This is a genomic window from Mucilaginibacter celer (assembly GCF_003576455.2).
Classification (GTDB): domain Bacteria; phylum Bacteroidota; class Bacteroidia; order Sphingobacteriales; family Sphingobacteriaceae; genus Mucilaginibacter; species Mucilaginibacter celer.
The window spans coordinates 6,624,069-6,642,709 of the sequence record NZ_CP032869.1 but is presented as its reverse complement, the minus strand read 5'-3'; the positions used below and the strand labels follow the sequence as shown (position 1 = coordinate 6,642,709).

The following is an 18,641-nucleotide window of genomic DNA, read 5'->3' as shown; positions in this document are numbered from 1 at the left end:
TTCATAATGCAAACTTCGCCATATTTAAATGTTGCCGTAATAGATTTAGCACAATTATAATTTAAAATAAACCTCAAATTTTCCGGAGATATGGTTGAGAGCGTAGTGATTGTTGTACCTGCCCGCATGGCTTCGAGCCGCTTATATGGTAAGGTAATGTTGCCGGTATTGGGCAAAAGTTTATTAGCCAGGATGATTGAAAGACTGGGCATGATTCAGCACCAGGCCGAAATTGTAATTGCCACCACCGAAAGCCCTGATGATGATGTTATAGTAAAAGAGGCCGAAAGCCTCAATATACCATATTACCGTGGCAGCATTGTTAACCTGATGGACAGGCAATACCAGGCCGCCAAACTTTTTAATGCCGAAGTGGTGGTAAAAATTCCGGCCGATTGCCCATTAATTGATCCGCGTATCATCGATAAAGCATTGGAGCATTTTTTTAGCGATAAGTTTGATTATGTTAGCAATCTGCAGCCGGCTACCTATCCCGATGGAAACGATGTAGAGGTAATGACTATGGCTTGTTTGAAAAAAGCCTGGCAAAATGCTGGTCGCCCGTACGATCTTGAGCATACATCGCCTTTTATTTACGAAAACCCGCTCATCTTCAATATAGGCAACGTAACATGGGAAACCGGGTTAGATTACAGCATGTCGCACCGTTTCGGGATAGATCATCCTGAAGATTATTACTTTATCGAACGCGTATTTAAAGAGCTTTACCCGGTTTGCCACCGTTTTTCATGCCAGGATATTATCAACCTGCTTAAACTGAAACCACACATTTACGATATTAACGCACAGTATAACCATGTAAACTGGTATAACAAGCATTTAAGCGAGTTGAAACCGGTGCTGGCTGTCTGAATCAGAATTTACAGAATTATAGAATTTGCAGAATGCTTTGTCATCGAGGCGCCCAATTCTGTTAATCCTATAATTCTGTAAATTCTGATTCAGACAATATTTCTCCCCCTCTGTCCTATTCTCCCAATCTCATTTGATATGGAGGTATAAATCATATATTTATTAACCTTTAAAATCAAAAAAGATGGACGAATTCGTTTTAATTTTCAGGCATGAGGACGGTACAAAGATTGCATCGCCCGAACAGATCCAGGTGTGGATGAAACAAACCATGGACTGGATTGGCGGCATTGCAGCCCAAAACAAATTTGTAAGCGGCACCGGACTGCCCTTTGCCGATGCTAAAATTGTAGGCCACGGTGGTGTGGTTACCAACGGCCCGTTTGGCGAGATTAAGGAAACCATAGGCGGCTTTGTAATTGTAAAAGCCGAAAGCGTTGACGAAGCGGTTGAGTTTGCCAAAGGTTGCCCGGTTTTGCAGGGTGATGGCAATACTGTAGAAGTAAGGAAGGTTGCAAAAAATGACGGAACGCATTAATTTCTTAAAATAAGGTATTCATTAATACTATCCGCACGTCATTGCGAGGAACGAAGAAATTCCCGATTAGCAGAGCCGCCCTGCGTAGTTCGCGATTGCTTCGTTCCTCGCAATGACGTGGTGGGAACTCATCTTCCAAATGCATCAACCTCAACTCATCCCTCATTTATTTCGTACCGAGTACCGTAAAATAGTATCGGTGCTTTGCCGCCGCTTTGGGTTTGAACAAATGGAAGTTGCAGAAGATATTGCCAGCGATACTTTTTTAACGGCCGCCCAAACATGGGCTTACAAAGGTATCCCGCCAAACCCAACGGCATGGCTTTATAATGTGGCCAAAAACAAGGCAAAGAATCACCTGCAGCGTAATACTGTTTTTGAAAACAAGGTATCACCCGAAATAAAAAAAGACGAGGCCGAAGATGATACATGGGATCTCGACTTGTCGCCCCAAAACATCAACGACAGCCAGCTGCAAATGATGTTCGCTATTTGTCATCCTGCCATCTCTCCTGAATCGCAGATAGGTTTATCCTTACGCATCCTGTGCGGTTTTGGTATTGATGAGGTGGCCGAAGCTTTTTTAACCAGTAAAGACACCATTAACAAACGCCTGTACAGGGCCAAGGAAAAAATCCGCAACGAAAAAATAAAGATAGAAATGCCGGAGCCGGCCGAAATAAATGCCCGGCTGGATAATGTACTTACCACTATTTACCTGTTGTTTAGCGAGGGCTACTATTCGGTTAGTCAAAACCAGGTTTTGCGTAAAAAACTTTGTTTTGAAGCTATGCGCCTTTGCCATATCCTTATTGAAAACCAAAATACCAACAAGCCGCCGGTAAATGCGCTGCTGGCGCTGATGTATTTTCACGCATCACGCTTTGAAGCCCGCACCGGTAAAAACGGCGAGTTGATATTATATGATGATCAGGATATTAATTTATGGGATCTGGAGATGGTGGCCAAAGGAGCCTGGTATTTAAACGAGGCAGCCGGTGGCAGCCAGCTATCCCGGTATCATTTAGAAGCAGGCATTGCCTACTGGAATACTCAAAAAGAAGATACCCGCGAAAAATGGGAAAATATATTGCAATTGTATAACAGGTTGCTGCAAATTGCATATTCGCCTGTGGCAGCGTTAAACCGCACCTTTGCACTGGCCAAAGCAAACGGACCGGAAGCGGCCATTATTGAGGCAGAAAAGCTTAACCTTACAGGTAACCAGTTTTACTTTACCTTATTGGGCGAATTGTATACCGGGATTGACAATGAAAAAGCGCTGCTCAATTTTAAAAAAGCTTTAGCGCTAATAAAAACAGAAGCAGATGCGCAATTGGTGCAGCGAAAGATTAGCAAATTGATGAAATAAAAAAGGCGAAAGTAAAAAAATGAACCTTCGCCTTTTTGTGTAATATAACTCGTACTAAACCTTTTTAAACCCTTTAATCACAAAATTACTCACCATAGCCTTAGCTCCATTTTGGTACTGCATAGGGCCGCTGATATAGAGGTTTTTTGCTGTGGTTGGTAAAAAAGCCATGGTATCGGCCAGTTTGGTTTGATCGAGATAAACCACCAGCCTGTCGCCGTCAACCACCATGGATACGTGCATTTTACGGTTGGTGAACGTTGTAAGATCGAAATTGCTGTTAAGGTATTTGCTTACAAATTCGCTGTTGATTGATACATCGTCGTTATTATAATACTTAAGCTGTACATAAGCACCGCCGCTGCTGATGTAATCGCGAACGCTGTTATCGGTTACAAAGCCGAAGTTAACCGGGTAAATATCACTGATCTTATCGGCCGCAGTAAGGATATCAAATTCTACGGTAAAATGTTTTGGATAAAAAATCTGCTTGCTGAACTTATAAGTAGCATGATCGGCCAGGGAGAGCCATTTACCGCTTTCGGTATTTACCGATACAATAGTGGCCGAACCATTTGTTTTAAGCGCTTTGGTTGAAGCGCCCACCGGTAGGCTCGCAAAATCTTCGGAAAATAATACGGTATCGCCGGGCACAAAATCAAAGCCCGAGTTAATAATGATTTTTGAGCTTTTTGGTGCACCCGACGATGTAGAAGAAGATGATGAGCTTGTTGATGCAGTTTTTTTATCAATAGCTTCGCTGGCTTTTTGAGCCGCTTTATCTTTTGCTTTTTGAAATAAACTCCCAAACTGTGCCTCGGCTTCAAATCCAACCGTTAAACCCAATAGTGTTAATAAGCTGAATAGTAATGTTTTGCTTTTCATAAAAATGTTATAGTGTTTAAGTTTCAACTTCTATAAACAGAAAAAAGCATAAACTGTTTGTTAATTTTATTAACAAATATTACATCGCAATTAAATTATCAATACTAATGAGCAATATTCATAAAATATAGCTTGTTATCAGTCACTTATCCCAAATCTAATTCCATCTGGATATTGCTTCGTTCATAAGGCGATGGCCGACCGGCAACCTTGGTAAAACCCAGTTTATGATACAGGCTGATAGCCGGTTTTAAAATGGTGTTGCTTTCGAGGTAAAGTTTATTTGCACCCAGCTCTTTAGCTTTTTCAACTATAGCCTTGCCCAATAAATAGCCTATATTTTTACCCTGTGCCTTTGGCGATACAGCCATTTTTGCCAGTTCGAAATCATAATCAGGGTCGTTCATTTTAAGCAGGGCGCATACGCCAACGGCTTCACCATGGTATAAGGCAACTAAAATAGCGCCGCCTTTATTAATAATATAACCATCCGGGTTATCAAGCGCGCGGTAATCGGCTTCTTCCATTTTAAAATAGTTAGAGATCCATTCCTCGTTCAAATTCCTGAAATCCCTGGCATAACGAGGCTCATAAGATACTATCTGCACCTCGCCGCTTTCCCTGATCTTTTGTTGCTCCTGCACCCGGCGAAGTAATGATTTCTGCTCCAGCAGGTATTCCCATTCATCAATAGCCTGCCATAAATCGTGCGAGGCCTGGGCCGAAAGTTCTTCCACCGCGTTGCTTACATCAGCATATTGCGCCTGTATTTTTACCGATGCTTCCCTGCCTTTGGCTGATAAGCTTACCATGTTTCGCCGGCCATCGGCTTTGTCCTTTTTTTCGGTTACAAAACCACGCTTTACCATCTCGGCTATTATTTTACTTACCGATGGGTGCGAATGGCCTATTTGTTTAGCTATTGCAGTGATGGTTAGTTCATCGCCACTTTGCAAAGTGTAAAAAACAGGAAACCATTTGGGCTGGAAATCAATATTATCATATAATTTATAAATGCGGGCCGCATCTTCGGTAATGGTTTCTGTAAGCATCCGTAAACGGCTGCCGATGGCCATTTTTCCTACCTTATTAAAGAATTCCATATATTATGTAGTTAATTATGTAATCAGTTACACAATTTTATGAAAACAATTTTAATACTGCAAGCTGTGTGCTATTAATCAATGCGATACACTGTCATAATATTGTATATTTATACTTTAAACCTGTATCTCAATGCAACCCGAAACCGTTTTGAAACAGCGCATCCAATCGATAGATGTTTTGCGTGGATTGGTAATGCTGATTATGGCGCTTGACCATACCCGCGAGTTTTTTCACATACAGGGCATGACCGGCGACCCTACCGACCTTGCCACCACCACTCCTTTTTTATTTTTTACCCGTTGGATAACCCACTACTGTGCCCCTACTTTTGTTTTCCTGAGCGGTGTATCAGTTTATCTTGCAGGCCTGAAACGTACGCCTAAAGAGATGGCCGCTTTCCTGATTAAACGCGGTTTATGGCTGATATTGGTCGAACTGGTTTTACTATCACTCGCCTTTACCCTCAACCCACTTTTTAATGTATTAGTAATGCAGGTAATATGGGCCACCGGCGTAAGCATGATCATCCTGGGGTTAATGATCCGCTTACCCATGATGGTGATCACCGTGACGGGTTGTATTTTGTTTCTGGGTCATAACCTGCTCGATTATGTTGCCCTGCCCGAAAAAGGTGCCTGGGCACTATTGCTAAAAATGTTGTTCACGGCCCGTGGCACAGTGATCCAGTTAAATGCCACGCACTTTATATTTTGCCTGTATGCTGTTTTACCCTGGACAGGTGTAATGTTTACAGGTTATACATTTGGCCAGCTTTATAAGCCGGGCTTTGAAGCCAAAAAACGACAAAACTATCTGCGCCTCGCCGGCCTTATCATGATTGTATTGTTTGTTATTCTTCGTTTTACAAATCTATACGGCGATCCTTCGCCCTGGAAGTTACAGCGCACCTGGGTTTTCAGCCTGATCTCGTTTTTAAACACCAGCAAATATCCCTGTTCGCTGTTATACCTGTTTATGACTATAGGCCCTGCGTTAATTCTGTTAGCCTATCTCGAAAACATACAGAACAAATTTACAGCCGTTTTAAACACTTATGGCAGCGTGCCCTTTTTTTATTACGTACCGCATTTTTATATCATCCGCACCTTAAGCGTTATCCTGTTTTTTGCATCGGGTTACACCAGCAAGGATATTGTCACGCCTAATATGCCGTTCCTTTTTCGCCCTTTAAATTTTGGTTACAACCTGCCTGTTGTTTATTTGATATGGTTGTTTATTATCGCCTCGCTGTATTTTCCTTGCCGTTGGTTTTCGGCATACAAAAAAACGCATAAGCAATGGTGGCTGAGTTATTTGTAAGAATTATGATGATTTATATCCGGTAAATATATCCTGATCACCCGTTTTTGGGCGGAGTGTTAAAAATACGGCCAAAAGATTCATTTCAGAATCATATAAATTACCGGTTACAAGCAACTTTTCATCAAAATACCAACTACTTTGTATTGTGTACCCCGTGGTAGCGCCGTAAAATTGTACTGTAAAATCAACCAAAACCACAATGAAAAAGCTTCACCTTACTGCCGCGGGTTCAAAGTCTTTTATCAGGATATCTGTCTTGAACCTTATCACAATTACAAATAATATGAGCAGGCTGTATACCTGTTTGCTTTATCAAAATACAAAACCGGCCTTTGCCTTTTTACGGGTAAATTGTATAAATTAGATTATTGCGCCACTATATCATCATAAACCACACAAACGCCTGCCAAACCTATTGCTAAGTCATGATCTGTAAAATCAACATACGTTTATCCATTTGCTGTATTATCATCGGCATTTGCTTAAGTACAAGGGCTTTTTGCCAAACACCTTTCGAAAAGGAGCTTAACCAACGAATGGATCAGTTTCTGGCACCGGTGCCTGATGCTTCGATACAGGCACAACAGGCGCCAACCGAGCTTTATCCAAGCGATGCGCCGGGAGGCATCCTGATACCATCGGGTTTTGGCGGATGGGGCAGCTATGTGTTTGGCGGTGTTGGTGCTACTTACCCCGAGGCCTACAGAAATAACAAGGCCGATTTGATAAGCTCGTTAGGGTTTTGTGTAGGCAACCCGGCAAAGGCGATAAACTTTGCGGCCAGCGTTAATATGACTGATGTGCATAACTTCAGGAATTTCTCGGGCAATTTTATAGTAAGCCGCAAACTGTTTGCGGGTACAAGCATCTCGGCGGGGGCGCTGCAAATGTTTGCCGATGTGAAATATTCTGATGCGTCAAGTTCAACATATTATGTGGCCGTGAGCCATGCTATCCAAACCATCCCATCGTTAACGCCGGGATGCTCCAGGCTCACCTACACCATCGGTATCGGCAGCGGCAGGTTTTATGAAAAAAGCCCCAATGATATTAAGGCCGGGCGAGGGAAGCATGGTACGGCAGTATTCGGCAGTATTTCGTACGAGTTGATTCAGCACGTAAATGTGAATGCCGAATGGTCGGGCATGAACCTTGGGTTTTCGGCGGGCATCAGGCCGTTTAAAGTCCCTTTAAGTTTAGCGGTGGGGGTAGCTAACCTCACGCGTTACACCAATGATAAGGCCAATATGGTTTTCTCTGTCGGGGTGCCGCTTTCGCTAAACCGCAGATAAACAAGCAGCTTAATATTTATTTAAAAGCACAAAAATCTATGAAGCAATTTTTCATAGCGGGGGACTTCTACGCTCTGATCTCCGGGAAAAATTCCAAAGCATTTTTAATTTAAACATTTAATAACCAGTGTATTCAAGGTGGGTTGTGCCGGCGAAAACACCAACGTTCTTTAAAAAATAACAAACCCAAAGTAGTACTTAAAATAGTGATAAAAAGTATTACAGCGGGTAGCAGCTCCATTTGCATTAGTTTACGCCGTCGCGAAGCGTACCGCTTTTATTGGGGTTGTTATAAGATACATTAGTCCCGATTGTAGGGGTACCTCGGGGCTTTTGATGATGGGGGCTTTATGCCGGAAGGTCCGGCATAAGCCCTTCTTTTACCTGTAACTGCTTATGCATTAACGCGCAGTTTCTCCAACCATAAATCACAATTAAACCATTTAAATATAAAGCACTATGAAAAAGATGATCATAGCGGTATTTGTTGCAGCGGCAGCGCTTGCAATAAATGCCAAAACAGCGCATGCCCAGGGGCGCAACAACCTGTCAGACTGGAATGTACCGCCGTCTATACCGCCATACATTCCACCACCACCACCTCCGCCGCCAATGCCGCCGTTACCTATACCGCCAACATTGCCCCCGCCATTACCGCCGCCACCGTTTAAGCCGTATATACCACCACTTATACCGCCAAAGCTGCCGCCTTTGCCGCCTACACCGCCGCCACCGGGACCAGGAGGACACATGCCGCCGCCTACGCATATGCCACCACCAACACACATGCCGCCGCCTACACATATGCCACCGCCAACGCACATGCCGCCGCCTACCCATATGCCGCCGCCAACGCATATGCCAGGCCGTTAATTTGTTTGGTTTTATTGAGTTTATAAATCAAAATTCACCAAAAAATGAAAACGATACGGTTTAATATAATAATGGCTTTTGTACTGGCATTGCTGTGTACAGCAACTATTGGCAAAGCGCAAAGCACTTTTAAACAGGGAGATGTGTACAGTAAAACCACACGGATCCATGCATCGGGTGTTTTGCAGCGCGGTAACCAGCAGTTTAACATCAACACGGCATCGTCCATATCAAAAACCTATAAAGTTACGGGCCTTACCGGTAACGGGGTTATTTTAACAGTAACCACAACACATATTGCCGATACTGTTGATGCTTTTAATAAACGCCAGGTTTATGATTCTGCTAAGCCGGCCGATACCAGCTCATTTATCCAAATGGCCCTTCAAAGCCTTGTAGGTAAAGTGGTAACATTAAGCATTGACAGAAGCGGGATAATAACCGACGTGAATGACCCCGACGAGCAGTATGCAACGGATACGCTGATGACATTTGCGGGTTTTAATCGCGACCAGTTTATAACAGGCAGCCGCCTTGATCTGTTTGCCGATTACCAGCCTGCTAAAAAAAGCGGCGAAACATGGGTAAGCCACACCGCGCTTGATGATGAAAAGATCAGTACCACTTATACCGTGGGCGAATCGGCTGAGGAGGGCAGGCATGTAAGCCTTTCAGTAAACAGTACATCAACCGGCACCGATCAAAACAGTTATACCAATGGTGTGCTGGTGGTTGACCAGGGTTCGGGCGTGATATTGCTGGGTGCCATGAAAACAGCTACGGTAAGCTATAAGCTGGTTAATAACACAGCTTCATCCTTTAGCCGCCGTACCGAGGTGCTTGAAAAATGCACCAAAATGAATTAAAGATGCGGGCATCCGCAACGAAAATCAGTTCCTGAAGTAGGGGTACCTCAGGACGTTTGATGATGGGAGAGCAGGCCTTACCGGTTATTGGTACAGGCCGCTCTTTTTTTAATTGCGCTTTAATGTAGTTTCATCTTTTTTACCGGGGCCGGGTGCAGATAGTTGTTATCTTCCAGCCAGTCGGCCATACGCTGGGGCCATGAGCTTATGGTTTTTAGTTTGGATCGATAGCCCATGTTAAAACCATGATCGCCCTGGGTGTACAAATGCAATTCGACAGGTATTTTTGCTTCGCGATAGCGCTGTAATAGTTTTACTACCGATGGCGAACAGCAGGCATCATCATTAGCCGCCAGCAAAAATGCAGGAGGCGCATCATCAGGCAATTTATCGGGGATATACAGCGGACCGGGATAAATCTGGATTAAGAAAGCCGGGCGGGCATTCAGCCTGTCAACCGGGTCGGCAGCTTTTTCATCACCTTTTCCCTCGCCATACGCTACCATATCCACCACCTCGCCACCTGCCGAAAAACCCATCATGCCTATCCTGTTGGTATCAAGGCCATAACGGGTGGCCATACTCCTTACCAAACGCATGGCCCGGTAACCATCCTGTTTGGCATGCACATCTATTTTATAGGGCGATGCCGAATCGCGGCCTAAGCGGTATTTCAACACAAAAACGGTAACACCTAAATTATTGAGGTATTTGGCGGGGTCAACACCTTCGGCAGTATATACCAGTAAACGATGACCGCCTCCGGGAGATACTACCACAGCTGCGCCGTTTACTTTATCTTTTGGTGGAGAAAATACCGTTAACGATGGATTATGGATGTTTTTAACCCAGTAATCTTTAGCCTGCTCGGGCTCGTTGCGCCGGTTTTCAAAACCGGGTGCGCCATTTGGCCAAAGCGGGATTACGGTATCCTGCGAAAAGCCTGCCATGGGTAAAAACAGGATAATCAGGCACAGGTAAACACATTGTTTGAACTGCATAACTGGTTTTATGATTTAATAAAGGTGATTGATAGCCGGAATGTCATTTTAAGGCATCCGGCAATTGTGATTAAACTTTTACCTAATTTAATGGTTAATTTTGATAGTAGACAGAGATACATCGGTGCTATATCAAAAAATCGGTGCAATCAAATAAATCAGAGAAATCAATAAAAATATCATGGCAAATTTTCAGGAAATAATAGCTTCAGAGATCCCGGTGCTGGTTGATTTTTCGGCCGAGTGGTGCGGGCCTTGTAAAATGATGCCGCCCATACTGCACGACGTAAAAAACGCCCTGGGCGATAAGGTGAAGATCATTAAAATAGATATCGATAAAAATCCGGCAGCGGCAAGTGCTTACCGCATACAAAGCGTACCCACATTGATGATATTTCAGAAAGGGCAAAGCAAGTGGAGGCAGAGCGGTGTGGTGCAGGCCAGGCAATTGCAGCAGGTGGTTGAGCAGTTTATATAAAAACGCCTCAATCTAAAATAGTGTTAATGAGCCCCGGAGTAATGATCCGGGGCTTTTTTGTTAATAGTAGCCTGTAAACAAACGTTAGCTAAAATAAACGCGCGTTTTACTCCCTCCCCAAAAAACAATTTTCAAATTACCTGTAAGGTTTGATTAACTGCCCCGACAAAGGGGTAAAATCAAACATATAGTTAATCATGAAAAAAGTATTCAGTTTTATTTTGGTAAGTGCGCTGGCTATTACAGCTGCATCGGCACAAGGCCAATCTGATCTCCGCAAAAAACAATTCAACTTAGATAAATCGGGCCTGGCTATTGAAGGTTATGATCCTGTAGCTTATTTCACCCAGCAAAAAGCTGTTGAAGGTAAAAAAGACATCACTTTAACCAACGAGGGTGTAACTTACCATTTTGCCACCACACAGGATAGGGATTTGTTTAAAGCCAACCCATCCAAATACGAACCGCAATACGGTGGTTGGTGCGCATATGCCATGGGGGCTACCGGCGAAAAGGTTGAGATTGATCCGGCCACCTTCAAACTCCTTGATGGGAAACTTTACCTCTTCTACAACAAGTATTTCAATAATACAAAGAAAAAGTGGGACAAAGACGAGGCTAACCTGAAAACCAAGGCAGATGCCAACTGGGTAAAATTTGTTCGCTAACCGGCATTCAATCATCAATTATAAAATCAATCTAAAAACCACAAAACATGAAACGTTTATTAATTATCGCGGCGCTTGCATTTGTAACCGTGATCCAGGCTAAAGCTCAATCATCAGAAATTTTTGCACCCGGTGGCAAAGCTATCAAAGGATATGACCCGGTTGCTTTTTTCAAAGAGTCGAAACCGGTAAAAGGCTCCGAAAAGTTTGAGTACAAATGGAAGGATGCTACCTGGTATTTCTCCACAGCCGAAAATTTGGAGGCCTTTAAAGCCGATCCTGAAAAATATGCCCCTCAATATGGTGGTTATTGTGCTTACGGCACTTCGCAGGGTCACAAAGCACCTACCCAAACCGATACCTGGACAGTGCTTAACGATAAGCTTTATTTCAACTACAACGACAAAGTTAAAGAACTGTGGACCAAGGATCAGGCTAACCTGATTAAGGTGGCCGATGAAAAATGGCCCGAGGTGAAGGCGCAGAAGTAAAATTGTTCAAATCTCCTCTCGAAAGCATAGCAGTCAATTGAAGGAGCCAGGCTTTTAAGTTCCCCTCTTGAGAGGGGGCGCGATAGGAATGAGCGGTAGCAGGGGTGTGTTATACAAGCGATAAACCTCGCGCAGAGGAACACACCCCTCCACCCCTCTCAAGAGGGGAATCGCACAGCCCCATGCTTTTGAAGACAAAAAAACCACCACATAATGAACACAACAATCAATCAACCCACTGTACTCATTACCGCCGGCCCTACCCGCGAGGCTATCGATCCGGTGCGTTTTATCAGTAATCATTCATCGGGAAAAATGGGATATGCCATTGCTTCGGCCTTTTTAAGCAAGAGTTTTAGGGTGATATTGGTTTCGGGGCCCGTAAACATCAGTTTAACTCACCCAAACCTTACGGTAATCCCGGTTAACTCGGCCGATGAAATGTATGCTGCCTGCCAAAAATATTTTCCATCATTACAAATAGCTGTTTTTGCAGCTGCCGTAGCAGATTATAAACCGGCACAGATCCTCAGCCAAAAAATGAAAAAATCGGCACATGAGTTTAGCCTGCAAATGGTTAAAAACGTGGACATAGCCGCCGAATTTGGTAAGGTAAAAATGCCTGGCCAGGTTTCGATAGGTTTTGCCCTCGAAACCAACGACGAAGAACAAAACGCCCTCAAAAAACTCTACACCAAAAACCTCGACCTGGTAGTGCTGAACTCGGTACAGGACGAAGGCGCAACTTTTGGCCACGATACCAACAAGATCACCATCATTAACCGCGATTTCCTGTTCCAGGCCTTCCCGCTAAAAAGCAAGGTAGAAGTTGCAGAAGATATTGCTGCAGCGGCAATTAAAGTGAGCCGGAAACAGGTAGAAACTATGCTGCTATAAATCACACATCAACAACAATCACCCTCACAACACTCATCATGACTTACACTCAATTTAATATACTGGTTTGGGCTTTACGCCTTGTGGCAGCCATCATTATGCTGCAAACCTTGTTTTTCAAATTTACCGCCGCGCCCGAGTCGGTTTACATATTTACCAAACTGGGCATGGAGCCCTGGGGCCGGATAGGCATCGGCAGCATGGAATTGATTGCCGCTATACTCATTATTATTCCGCGTACCACCGGTATCGGCGCTTTAATAGCCGTTGGTTTAATGGCCGGTGCCATGTTTTTCCATCTTACCAAACTGGGTATTGTAGTGCAGAACGATGGCGGCCAGCTTTTTATACTGGCGGCTGTTGTGTTTACCAGTTCGGCCATACTGCTTTATATTTTCAGGAAAGAGGTATTAAATCTTGTACCTTTTCTTCCCCCAACAAAATAAAAACCACCACAAACAACATATCATCATGCAATTAAAAGAACCAATCTCCAACCTGTTGGAGCAATTACAATATGTTATCGACGAATTAAATCCAGCCCAATATACTGAGCCTGTTAAAGTTTTATCGCAATCAAGCATCGGCCAGCATACCCGCCACATTTTGGAGTTTTTTGTTGAGCTGAACAAAGGCTACGAAAGCGGAATGGTTGATTATGATAAACGCATCCGCAACAAGGCCATAGAGGCCGATAAGGATTTTGCCATCAGCACTATCAACCAGATAAAAAACGCGATTGAAAAACCCGATAAAGAACTGCTGCTGCAAGCCGAATATGGCGAAGGAGCCGATCACCAGGCGCAGGTATTTTCAAATTATTACCGCGAACTGGTTTATAACCTGGAACACACCGTACACCACATGGCCCTGATCAGGATAGGGGTAAATGCAATCTCGCAGGTTGCTATTCCCCAAGAGTTTGGTGTTGCCGCATCAACACTTAAGTACCGTAACTCATGTGCACAGTAACTTATCTCCCCACAAAAAACGGGTTCCAGCTCACCTCCAACCGCGATGAAAATGTTAATCGCGGCCAGGCTATAGTGCCACGCTTATACAAGGGCGAAAGGCATACGCTATTGTATCCCAAAGATGCCGACAGGAACGGAAGCTGGATAGCTGCCAAAAACAACGGCGATGTGGTGGTATTGCTGAACGGTGCCTTTGTAAAGCACACCGCCATGCCGCCTTATAAAACAAGCCGGGGATTGGTATTGATGGAGCTTATCAATGCCGAAGATCCTTACTCCGCCTATAAGGATAATGATCTGGAGGGTGTTGAGCCGTTCACCTTAGTGCTTTACGCGGGTAGTATGTTATATGAATGCCGTTGGGATGGGGAGCGTAAATATATTAAACCGTTGGATACAAGGGAAGCCTACATCTGGTCGTCGGCCACATTATATAATGAAAACGCGGCTGCTAAAAGGCTTAAATGGTTTAACGATTGGAAAGCTGCCGAACCGGAAAACGGAATTGGCGATATTATGCACTTTCATCACCATGCCGGCCAGGGCGATGCCGACGATGCCCTGGTAATTAATCGCGGCGGTAAAATGAAAACCGTAAGCATTACTAATATTAACGTTGGTCCGCAAAACCTCACCATGACGTATCATGACTTACGCGATGGGAACGAGCATATAAATGTCCTGCCTATTGTACATGATAGCGTTGATGACGACCCGGTGGCTTTACCCCGCTTCTGGAAACTGAGAACTTTCCTGATCAGGCTTTTCAACTGGGAATACTGGTCGATGAATGCCGTGTATACCCCAGTGATGTTTTATTGGTTTTGGCTGAGTTTTAAAGCACGTTCGTTTTTCTTTTTCAACGCTGCTAATCCACTTATCGAAAATGGCGGTTTCACGCTGGAAAGCAAGGCACGGATCTATGATCTCATCCCTCAAAAATATTATCCTAAAACCAGGTACTTTAAAGCCGGAACAGATTTTCAGCAGATCGTACAGAGTATAACAGCAGGTGATTTCAGTTACCCCCTCATTGCCAAGCCAGATATTGGCGGCAAGGGCGTACAGGTGAAACTGGTGCATGATCAGGCTGGATTATGGGAATATACGCACCAGATCAGGGTTGATTTCCTGGTGCAGCAATATGTTGACTACAGGAACGAGGTGGGTATCTTTTATTACCGCCTGCCCGGCGAGGCTAAAGGCCGTGTAACCGGTATTGTAGGCAAAGAGTTTTTAGCAATAACCGGAGACGGAAAAAGCACCATGCTGCAATTAATTGACAGGGAGCCCCGCTACCTGCTGCAATTGCCCGCATTAATCGGCGCTTATGGCGATAAATTGACACAGGTTTTGCCTGCCGGCGAAGTAAAAACATTGGTGCCTTATGGAAACCACGCCCGTGGCGCAAAATTTATCGACCTGAGTTATCTGATAACGCCGCAGCTTACCCAGGCTATAGATGAAATTTGCCGCCAGGTGCCCGAATTTTATTTTGGCCGTTTAGATGTAATGTACAATACCTGGGATGAGCTGAGCCGCGGTGAAAATATTTCCATCATCGAGCTTAACGGCGCGGGCAGCGAACCAACACATATTTATGATCCCAATCACTCCCTGCTTTTTGCCTGGGGTGAGATTATGAGGCATTGGCGGCTGCTTTATCGCGTAAGCAAACTAAATAAACAACAAAAAGGCATCAGCTACATGACTTATAAAGAAGGCATGACCATGCTGAAAAATCACGCCGAATACACAAAACTGGTATCATGAGCATGTCGAAACAATTGAAACTATTTTGGGTGGCCTTCAGCATCAGTTTTGTTGGAGCGCTGCCCATTGGCACGCTTAATACCAGCGTAGCCAATTTTGCGCTTAACAATGATTTTGCCGGCGCTGCCTGGTTTGGCCTTGCCGCCATTTTGGTTGAGGTGGTTATTGTACGCATTGCCCTGGTGGTGCTTGATCAACTGGTACGTTTAAAAAAGCTATTCAAATTACTGAGCATCGTTTTTTGTGTTGCGATACTGGTACTGGCTTATAAAACGCTCGAGGCAGCTTTCCACATGCGCAATTTTCAGGATGTGTTGCCTTTTGTTGGCATGAACCCTTTTTATTCGGGTTTACTGTTAAGCATCCTCAACCCGCTGCACCTGCCTTTTTGGATGGGTTGGACAGCGGTATTAAAAAGCCGTGGTGTTTTAAGCAGCGAAACACGGGCTTATAACATTTTTATTATAGCCATTGGTACCGGTACTCTACTGTCGTTTATTATTTACGGCGTTGCGGGTAATTATTTGATGGATTTGCTTAAAGCGCAACACAACCTCATTAATTGGATTTTGGGTTTAACCCTGTTACTAACCGGCCTTGTGCAGGCCTATAAGCTTATTGCGGCACAACTACTTATCAATAAAAATCAAATGAAAAAATCAGCTCAAATATTATTGGTGTTTGTAATTACAGCAGGCATAGCACTTGCTTCATGCACACAAAAGTTTAAACCGAAATTAAACTCGCAACAGGGTATCAATTTTAAAACCGTTTCGCTTGCCGATGCACAGGCTTTGGCCAAAGCCGAAAAGAAACCGCTATTTGTTTTTGCTCATGCATCGTGGTGCCCAACCTGTAAGCAAATGGAGCAGGAGGTATTGATTAAAAAAGAATTGGGTGATGTTTATAATGCTAAGGTGGTAAATGTGGCTATAGATATTGATAGCCCTGATGGTAAAAAACTGCAGGCTGTTTACCCTATCAGAGCAACGCCTACTTTGTTCTTTTTTAATGCCGATGGATCGCCGGCAAGGAAGCTGGAGGGGTTTACTAAGGCTGAGGTTTTGCTGGCAGAAGAAGGGGAATTGAAATAAGCCCCCTCTAAATCTCCCCCGGAGGGGGAGACTCGAAGAAAGTTTTTAAGCCCTCCCTACCGGGGAGGGTTTGCGAGGGCTTACTTAGGCAATCCGCCCAAAAAGTTCAGAATATCCTGGCCAATCTCTTTAGCATGCGTTTCTAAAGCAAAGTGGCCGGTGTTGTAAAACTTAACGGTGGCATTCGGGTTATCGCGTTTGTAAGCTTCGGCGCCTGCGGGTAAAAAGAAAGGATCTTTGTTGCCCCAAACGGCCAGGAATTTTGGTTTGTGCTCTCTGAAATAAGCCTGGAATTTAGGGTACAGGGCAACATTGGTACGGTAATCATACATCAAATCCAGCTGGATGTCAACATTGCCGGGGCGATCAAGGGTTTGCTGATCAAGCTGATAGGCTTCCGGAGCAATCAATGACGGATCGGATACACCTTCAAAATACTGGAACTTAGTCATTTTTTCTTTTACAAAATCCCTTAGCGCGTCACGGTTTTCCTGGGTTGGATTTTCCCAATATTTTTGGATTGGGTTCCAGCCGCTGCTTAATCCTTCTTCGTAAGCATTACCGTTTTGCGAAATGATGCCGGTAATTTTTTCGGGATTAGCCAAAGCTAAACGCAAACCGGTTGGCGCGCCGTAATCAAAAATATAAATGGCAAAGCGTTTTAAACCAAGCTCATCAATAAACGATTGCATGGTTGCGGCCAGGTTATCAAAAGTGTATTTAAACTGGGTATGATCGGGCGATTCGGTGTTGCCGAAGCCGGGCAGGTCGGGAGCCAGAACATGGTATTTTTCGCTTAGTACCGGGATTAGGTTCCTGAACATGTGCGATGATGTTGGGTAACCATGCAGTAACAATATAGTCGGTGCATCTTTACTACCGGCTTCACGATAAAAAACGTTTAAGCCGTTGGCTTTAACGGTGCGAAAGTGAACTTGAATAGTTTCCATGGTTTGTGTTTTTAAATTTGAGTTTTTGTTTGATTGAGCATTTGCCCTGCCGCTTATAGCAGCCAATACGAGCATACTTATAATCAGGTTTTTAGTTTTCATTTTTTGTTGTTTGATGCATCAAAATTAATATCGATATTTGATTATTTAAAACGATTAATAATGATTTATAAAATCATAAAAAATGATTTATGAATACCAACGACCTGAAGATATTTGAGGCAGTAGCTGCCAACGGCAGTTTCACTAAGGCGGCCGAAGCCATGTTCACCGTGCAATCAAACGTTACGGCGCGGATTAAAAACCTGGAGGAAGAGTTTGGCGCCGACCTGTTTAGCCGCACCTCACGAAAAGTTACCCTAACCAGCGCCGGCGAAACGCTGATGCAATACAGTAAACAGATTGATCATTTAATGCAGGAGGCCAAAAAAGACATTAAAAAGTTTGGCCAGGTAAGCGGCAGCCTTAAAATTGGCTGTATTGAAACAACAATGGCTTTTAAAGTACCTGATATCCTCGGCCGTTTTACGGATGCCTATCCGGATGTTGACCTCGAGTTTAAATCACAAATGCGGAGTGAACTCATCAGCGATGTGATTAATTATAAGCTCGATGCAGCCTTTGTATCCGCCCCCATCAATTCGCCCGAACTGGAGCAGCTGCATATCAAGGAAGAACAACTGGTAATCCTGGCCCCCGCGCAAGGCCCGGAGCTTAAGGAGTTGCTAACAGCTCAGCCGCTAAAGATTATTGTGTTTGACCAGGGCTGTGTATTTCGTGCCCGGCTGGAAGCCTGGCTTAACGCCAAAGGTATCATTCAATATAAAAGCATTGTGCTGAACTCGTTAGAAGGGATCATTAATTTTGTAGAGGCCGGGCTGGGCATCAGCATCCTCCCCGCCGAACTGATAACGCAATACTACGCCGGCCGGAAGCTGAAAACCCATGCGCTAAATAAAGAATTGGGTACCATGTCAACAGTTCTTATCTACCGTAAAAACATCCCTCAAACCAGGGCATTAAAGGCTTTTGTAGAGATGTATTAAGAGGCTGTTTAAATTTTATTGTTTTTAATTGTAGAGACACCCCCCCGTCGCCCGCATGCAATTTACGTTAGCTGAGATGCGCGAAAGGCAATAAGGTAAAAGTCAAATAAGAAAGCGGAAACTGATGCCCCGCTTTCTTA

The 18,641-nt window shown here is 44.1% G+C and carries 20 protein-coding genes; 15 read left to right on the top strand and 5 right to left on the bottom strand.

Annotation, left to right across the window (positions count from 1 at the left end):
- The first annotated feature begins 90 nt into the window (after positions 1–90).
- From HYN43_RS27780 to HYN43_RS27770, 3 genes are all read left to right on the top strand, one after another.
- Positions 91–873: a cytidylyltransferase domain-containing protein gene (locus HYN43_RS27780; RefSeq protein ID WP_119407105.1), complete on the top strand. Its 783-nt coding sequence runs from the start codon at positions 91–93 to the stop codon at positions 871–873.
- Between the two features lie 184 nt (positions 874–1,057).
- Entirely contained in the window at positions 1,058–1,411 is a 354-nt protein-coding gene (locus HYN43_RS27775) for a YciI family protein (protein ID WP_119407104.1), read from the top strand.
- A 139-nt stretch (positions 1,412–1,550) separates the two neighbouring features.
- Complete coding sequence (locus HYN43_RS27770; RefSeq protein ID WP_119409159.1) at positions 1,551–2,783, top strand: RNA polymerase sigma factor; 1,233 nt, start codon at positions 1,551–1,553, stop codon at positions 2,781–2,783.
- 54 nt (positions 2,784–2,837) lie between these two features.
- Here the strand turns inward: HYN43_RS27770 and HYN43_RS27765 are convergent, their stop codons facing one another.
- Both HYN43_RS27765 and HYN43_RS27760 read right to left on the bottom strand, forming a co-directional pair.
- Positions 2,838–3,668: a hypothetical protein gene (locus tag HYN43_RS27765; protein WP_119407103.1), complete on the bottom strand. Its 831-nt coding sequence runs from the start codon at positions 3,666–3,668 to the stop codon at positions 2,838–2,840.
- A gap of 146 nt (positions 3,669–3,814) precedes the next feature.
- Positions 3,815–4,771 carry a bifunctional helix-turn-helix transcriptional regulator/GNAT family N-acetyltransferase gene (locus HYN43_RS27760; protein WP_119407102.1) on the bottom strand — a complete coding sequence of 319 codons (957 nt, stop codon included), beginning with the start codon at positions 4,769–4,771 and terminating at the stop codon, positions 3,815–3,817.
- A gap of 133 nt (positions 4,772–4,904) precedes the next feature.
- Between HYN43_RS27760 and HYN43_RS27755 the strand changes: the two genes are divergently transcribed.
- On the top strand, positions 4,905–6,095 hold the full coding sequence (locus tag HYN43_RS27755) for an acetyltransferase domain-containing protein (protein ID WP_119407101.1): 1,191 nt from the start codon (positions 4,905–4,907) through the stop codon (positions 6,093–6,095).
- A gap of 428 nt (positions 6,096–6,523) precedes the next feature.
- Positions 6,524–7,390 (top strand): hypothetical protein, encoded by an 867-nt coding sequence (locus HYN43_RS27745; RefSeq protein ID WP_162996659.1) that lies wholly within the window; start codon positions 6,524–6,526, stop codon positions 7,388–7,390.
- Between the two features lie 443 nt (positions 7,391–7,833).
- Here HYN43_RS27745 and HYN43_RS27740 read toward each other — a convergent pair whose 3' ends face one another.
- Complete coding sequence (locus tag HYN43_RS27740; RefSeq protein ID WP_119407098.1) at positions 7,834–8,214, bottom strand: hypothetical protein; 381 nt, start codon at positions 8,212–8,214, stop codon at positions 7,834–7,836.
- A 93-nt stretch (positions 8,215–8,307) separates the two neighbouring features.
- Between HYN43_RS27740 and HYN43_RS27735 the strand changes: the two genes are divergently transcribed.
- A complete protein-coding gene (locus HYN43_RS27735) occupies positions 8,308–9,129 on the top strand; it encodes a DUF6263 family protein (RefSeq protein WP_119407097.1) in 822 nt (273 codons plus the stop codon).
- Between the two features lie 119 nt (positions 9,130–9,248).
- Here the strand turns inward: HYN43_RS27735 and HYN43_RS27730 are convergent, their stop codons facing one another.
- Positions 9,249–10,130, bottom strand: coding sequence for an alpha/beta hydrolase (locus HYN43_RS27730; RefSeq protein WP_119407096.1), 882 nt, complete (start codon positions 10,128–10,130; stop codon positions 9,249–9,251).
- A gap of 181 nt (positions 10,131–10,311) precedes the next feature.
- On the opposite strand from HYN43_RS27730, the gene trxA reads away from it, so the two are divergent.
- The 8 genes from trxA to HYN43_RS27690 all read left to right on the top strand — a co-directional run bounded on the left by trxA (position 10,312) and on the right by HYN43_RS27690 (position 16,505).
- Positions 10,312–10,608, top strand: a complete 297-nt coding sequence (gene trxA / locus HYN43_RS27725) for a thioredoxin (protein WP_119407095.1) — start codon at positions 10,312–10,314, stop codon at positions 10,606–10,608.
- Between the two features lie 197 nt (positions 10,609–10,805).
- Entirely contained in the window at positions 10,806–11,276 is a 471-nt protein-coding gene (locus tag HYN43_RS27720; RefSeq protein WP_119407094.1) for a YHS domain-containing (seleno)protein, read from the top strand.
- A gap of 47 nt (positions 11,277–11,323) precedes the next feature.
- The gene (locus HYN43_RS27715) at positions 11,324–11,767 is read left to right on the top strand and encodes a YHS domain-containing (seleno)protein (protein WP_119407093.1); all 444 of its coding nucleotides are present in this window, start codon (positions 11,324–11,326) and stop codon (positions 11,765–11,767) included.
- 213 nt (positions 11,768–11,980) lie between these two features.
- Positions 11,981–12,664 carry a phosphopantothenoylcysteine decarboxylase domain-containing protein gene (locus tag HYN43_RS27710; RefSeq protein ID WP_119407092.1) on the top strand — a complete coding sequence of 228 codons (684 nt, stop codon included), beginning with the start codon at positions 11,981–11,983 and terminating at the stop codon, positions 12,662–12,664.
- A 38-nt stretch (positions 12,665–12,702) separates the two neighbouring features.
- Positions 12,703–13,110 (top strand): DoxX family protein, encoded by a 408-nt coding sequence (locus HYN43_RS27705; RefSeq protein ID WP_119407091.1) that lies wholly within the window; start codon positions 12,703–12,705, stop codon positions 13,108–13,110.
- Positions 13,111–13,135: 25 nt separating this feature from the next.
- Positions 13,136–13,636 carry a DinB family protein gene (locus HYN43_RS27700; protein WP_162996658.1) on the top strand — a complete coding sequence of 167 codons (501 nt, stop codon included), beginning with the start codon at positions 13,136–13,138 and terminating at the stop codon, positions 13,634–13,636.
- Positions 13,624–15,411, top strand: coding sequence for an NRDE family protein (locus tag HYN43_RS27695; RefSeq protein ID WP_119407089.1), 1,788 nt, complete (start codon positions 13,624–13,626; stop codon positions 15,409–15,411). The genes HYN43_RS27700 and HYN43_RS27695 overlap by 13 nt, the downstream gene beginning before the upstream one ends.
- Positions 15,408–16,505, top strand: coding sequence for a LysE family transporter (locus HYN43_RS27690; protein WP_119407088.1), 1,098 nt, complete (start codon positions 15,408–15,410; stop codon positions 16,503–16,505). The genes HYN43_RS27695 and HYN43_RS27690 overlap by 4 nt, the downstream gene beginning before the upstream one ends.
- 80 nt (positions 16,506–16,585) lie before the next feature.
- Here the strand turns inward: HYN43_RS27690 and HYN43_RS27685 are convergent, their stop codons facing one another.
- A complete protein-coding gene (locus tag HYN43_RS27685) occupies positions 16,586–17,557 on the bottom strand; it encodes an alpha/beta fold hydrolase (RefSeq protein WP_119407087.1) in 972 nt (323 codons plus the stop codon).
- An 89-nt stretch (positions 17,558–17,646) separates the two neighbouring features.
- Here HYN43_RS27685 and HYN43_RS27680 point away from each other — a divergent pair, with 89 nt between their 5' ends.
- A complete protein-coding gene (locus HYN43_RS27680; protein WP_119407086.1) occupies positions 17,647–18,501 on the top strand; it encodes a LysR family transcriptional regulator in 855 nt (284 codons plus the stop codon).
- Positions 18,502–18,641 lie beyond the last annotated feature (140 nt).

Coding starts and splice junctions, on each gene's coding strand:
- HYN43_RS27720 (WP_119407094.1), top strand. CDS start 10,806: ATGAAAAAAGTATTCAGTTTTATTTTGGTAAGTGCGCTGGCTATTACA.
- HYN43_RS27745 (WP_162996659.1), top strand. CDS start 6,524: ATGATCTGTAAAATCAACATACGTTTATCCATTTGCTGTATTATCATC.
- HYN43_RS27760 (WP_119407102.1), bottom strand. CDS start 4,771: ATGGAATTCTTTAATAAGGTAGGAAAAATGGCCATCGGCAGCCGTTTA.
- HYN43_RS27780 (WP_119407105.1), top strand. CDS start 91: ATGGTTGAGAGCGTAGTGATTGTTGTACCTGCCCGCATGGCTTCGAGC.
- HYN43_RS27705 (WP_119407091.1), top strand. CDS start 12,703: ATGACTTACACTCAATTTAATATACTGGTTTGGGCTTTACGCCTTGTG.
- HYN43_RS27740 (WP_119407098.1), bottom strand. CDS start 8,214: ATGTGCGTTGGCGGTGGCATATGTGTAGGCGGCGGCATGTGTGTTGGT.
- HYN43_RS27680 (WP_119407086.1), top strand. CDS start 17,647: ATGAATACCAACGACCTGAAGATATTTGAGGCAGTAGCTGCCAACGGC.
- HYN43_RS27700 (WP_162996658.1), top strand. CDS start 13,136: ATGCAATTAAAAGAACCAATCTCCAACCTGTTGGAGCAATTACAATAT.
- HYN43_RS27765 (WP_119407103.1), bottom strand. CDS start 3,668: ATGAAAAGCAAAACATTACTATTCAGCTTATTAACACTATTGGGTTTA.
- HYN43_RS27730 (WP_119407096.1), bottom strand. CDS start 10,130: ATGCAGTTCAAACAATGTGTTTACCTGTGCCTGATTATCCTGTTTTTA.
- HYN43_RS27775 (WP_119407104.1), top strand. CDS start 1,058: ATGGACGAATTCGTTTTAATTTTCAGGCATGAGGACGGTACAAAGATT.
- HYN43_RS27690 (WP_119407088.1), top strand. CDS start 15,408: ATGAGCATGTCGAAACAATTGAAACTATTTTGGGTGGCCTTCAGCATC.
- HYN43_RS27755 (WP_119407101.1), top strand. CDS start 4,905: ATGCAACCCGAAACCGTTTTGAAACAGCGCATCCAATCGATAGATGTT.
- HYN43_RS27685 (WP_119407087.1), bottom strand. CDS start 17,557: ATGAAAACTAAAAACCTGATTATAAGTATGCTCGTATTGGCTGCTATA.
- trxA (WP_119407095.1), top strand. CDS start 10,312: ATGGCAAATTTTCAGGAAATAATAGCTTCAGAGATCCCGGTGCTGGTT.
- HYN43_RS27710 (WP_119407092.1), top strand. CDS start 11,981: ATGAACACAACAATCAATCAACCCACTGTACTCATTACCGCCGGCCCT.
- HYN43_RS27735 (WP_119407097.1), top strand. CDS start 8,308: ATGAAAACGATACGGTTTAATATAATAATGGCTTTTGTACTGGCATTG.
- HYN43_RS27695 (WP_119407089.1), top strand. CDS start 13,624: ATGTGCACAGTAACTTATCTCCCCACAAAAAACGGGTTCCAGCTCACC.
- HYN43_RS27770 (WP_119409159.1), top strand. CDS start 1,551: ATGCATCAACCTCAACTCATCCCTCATTTATTTCGTACCGAGTACCGT.
- HYN43_RS27715 (WP_119407093.1), top strand. CDS start 11,324: ATGAAACGTTTATTAATTATCGCGGCGCTTGCATTTGTAACCGTGATC.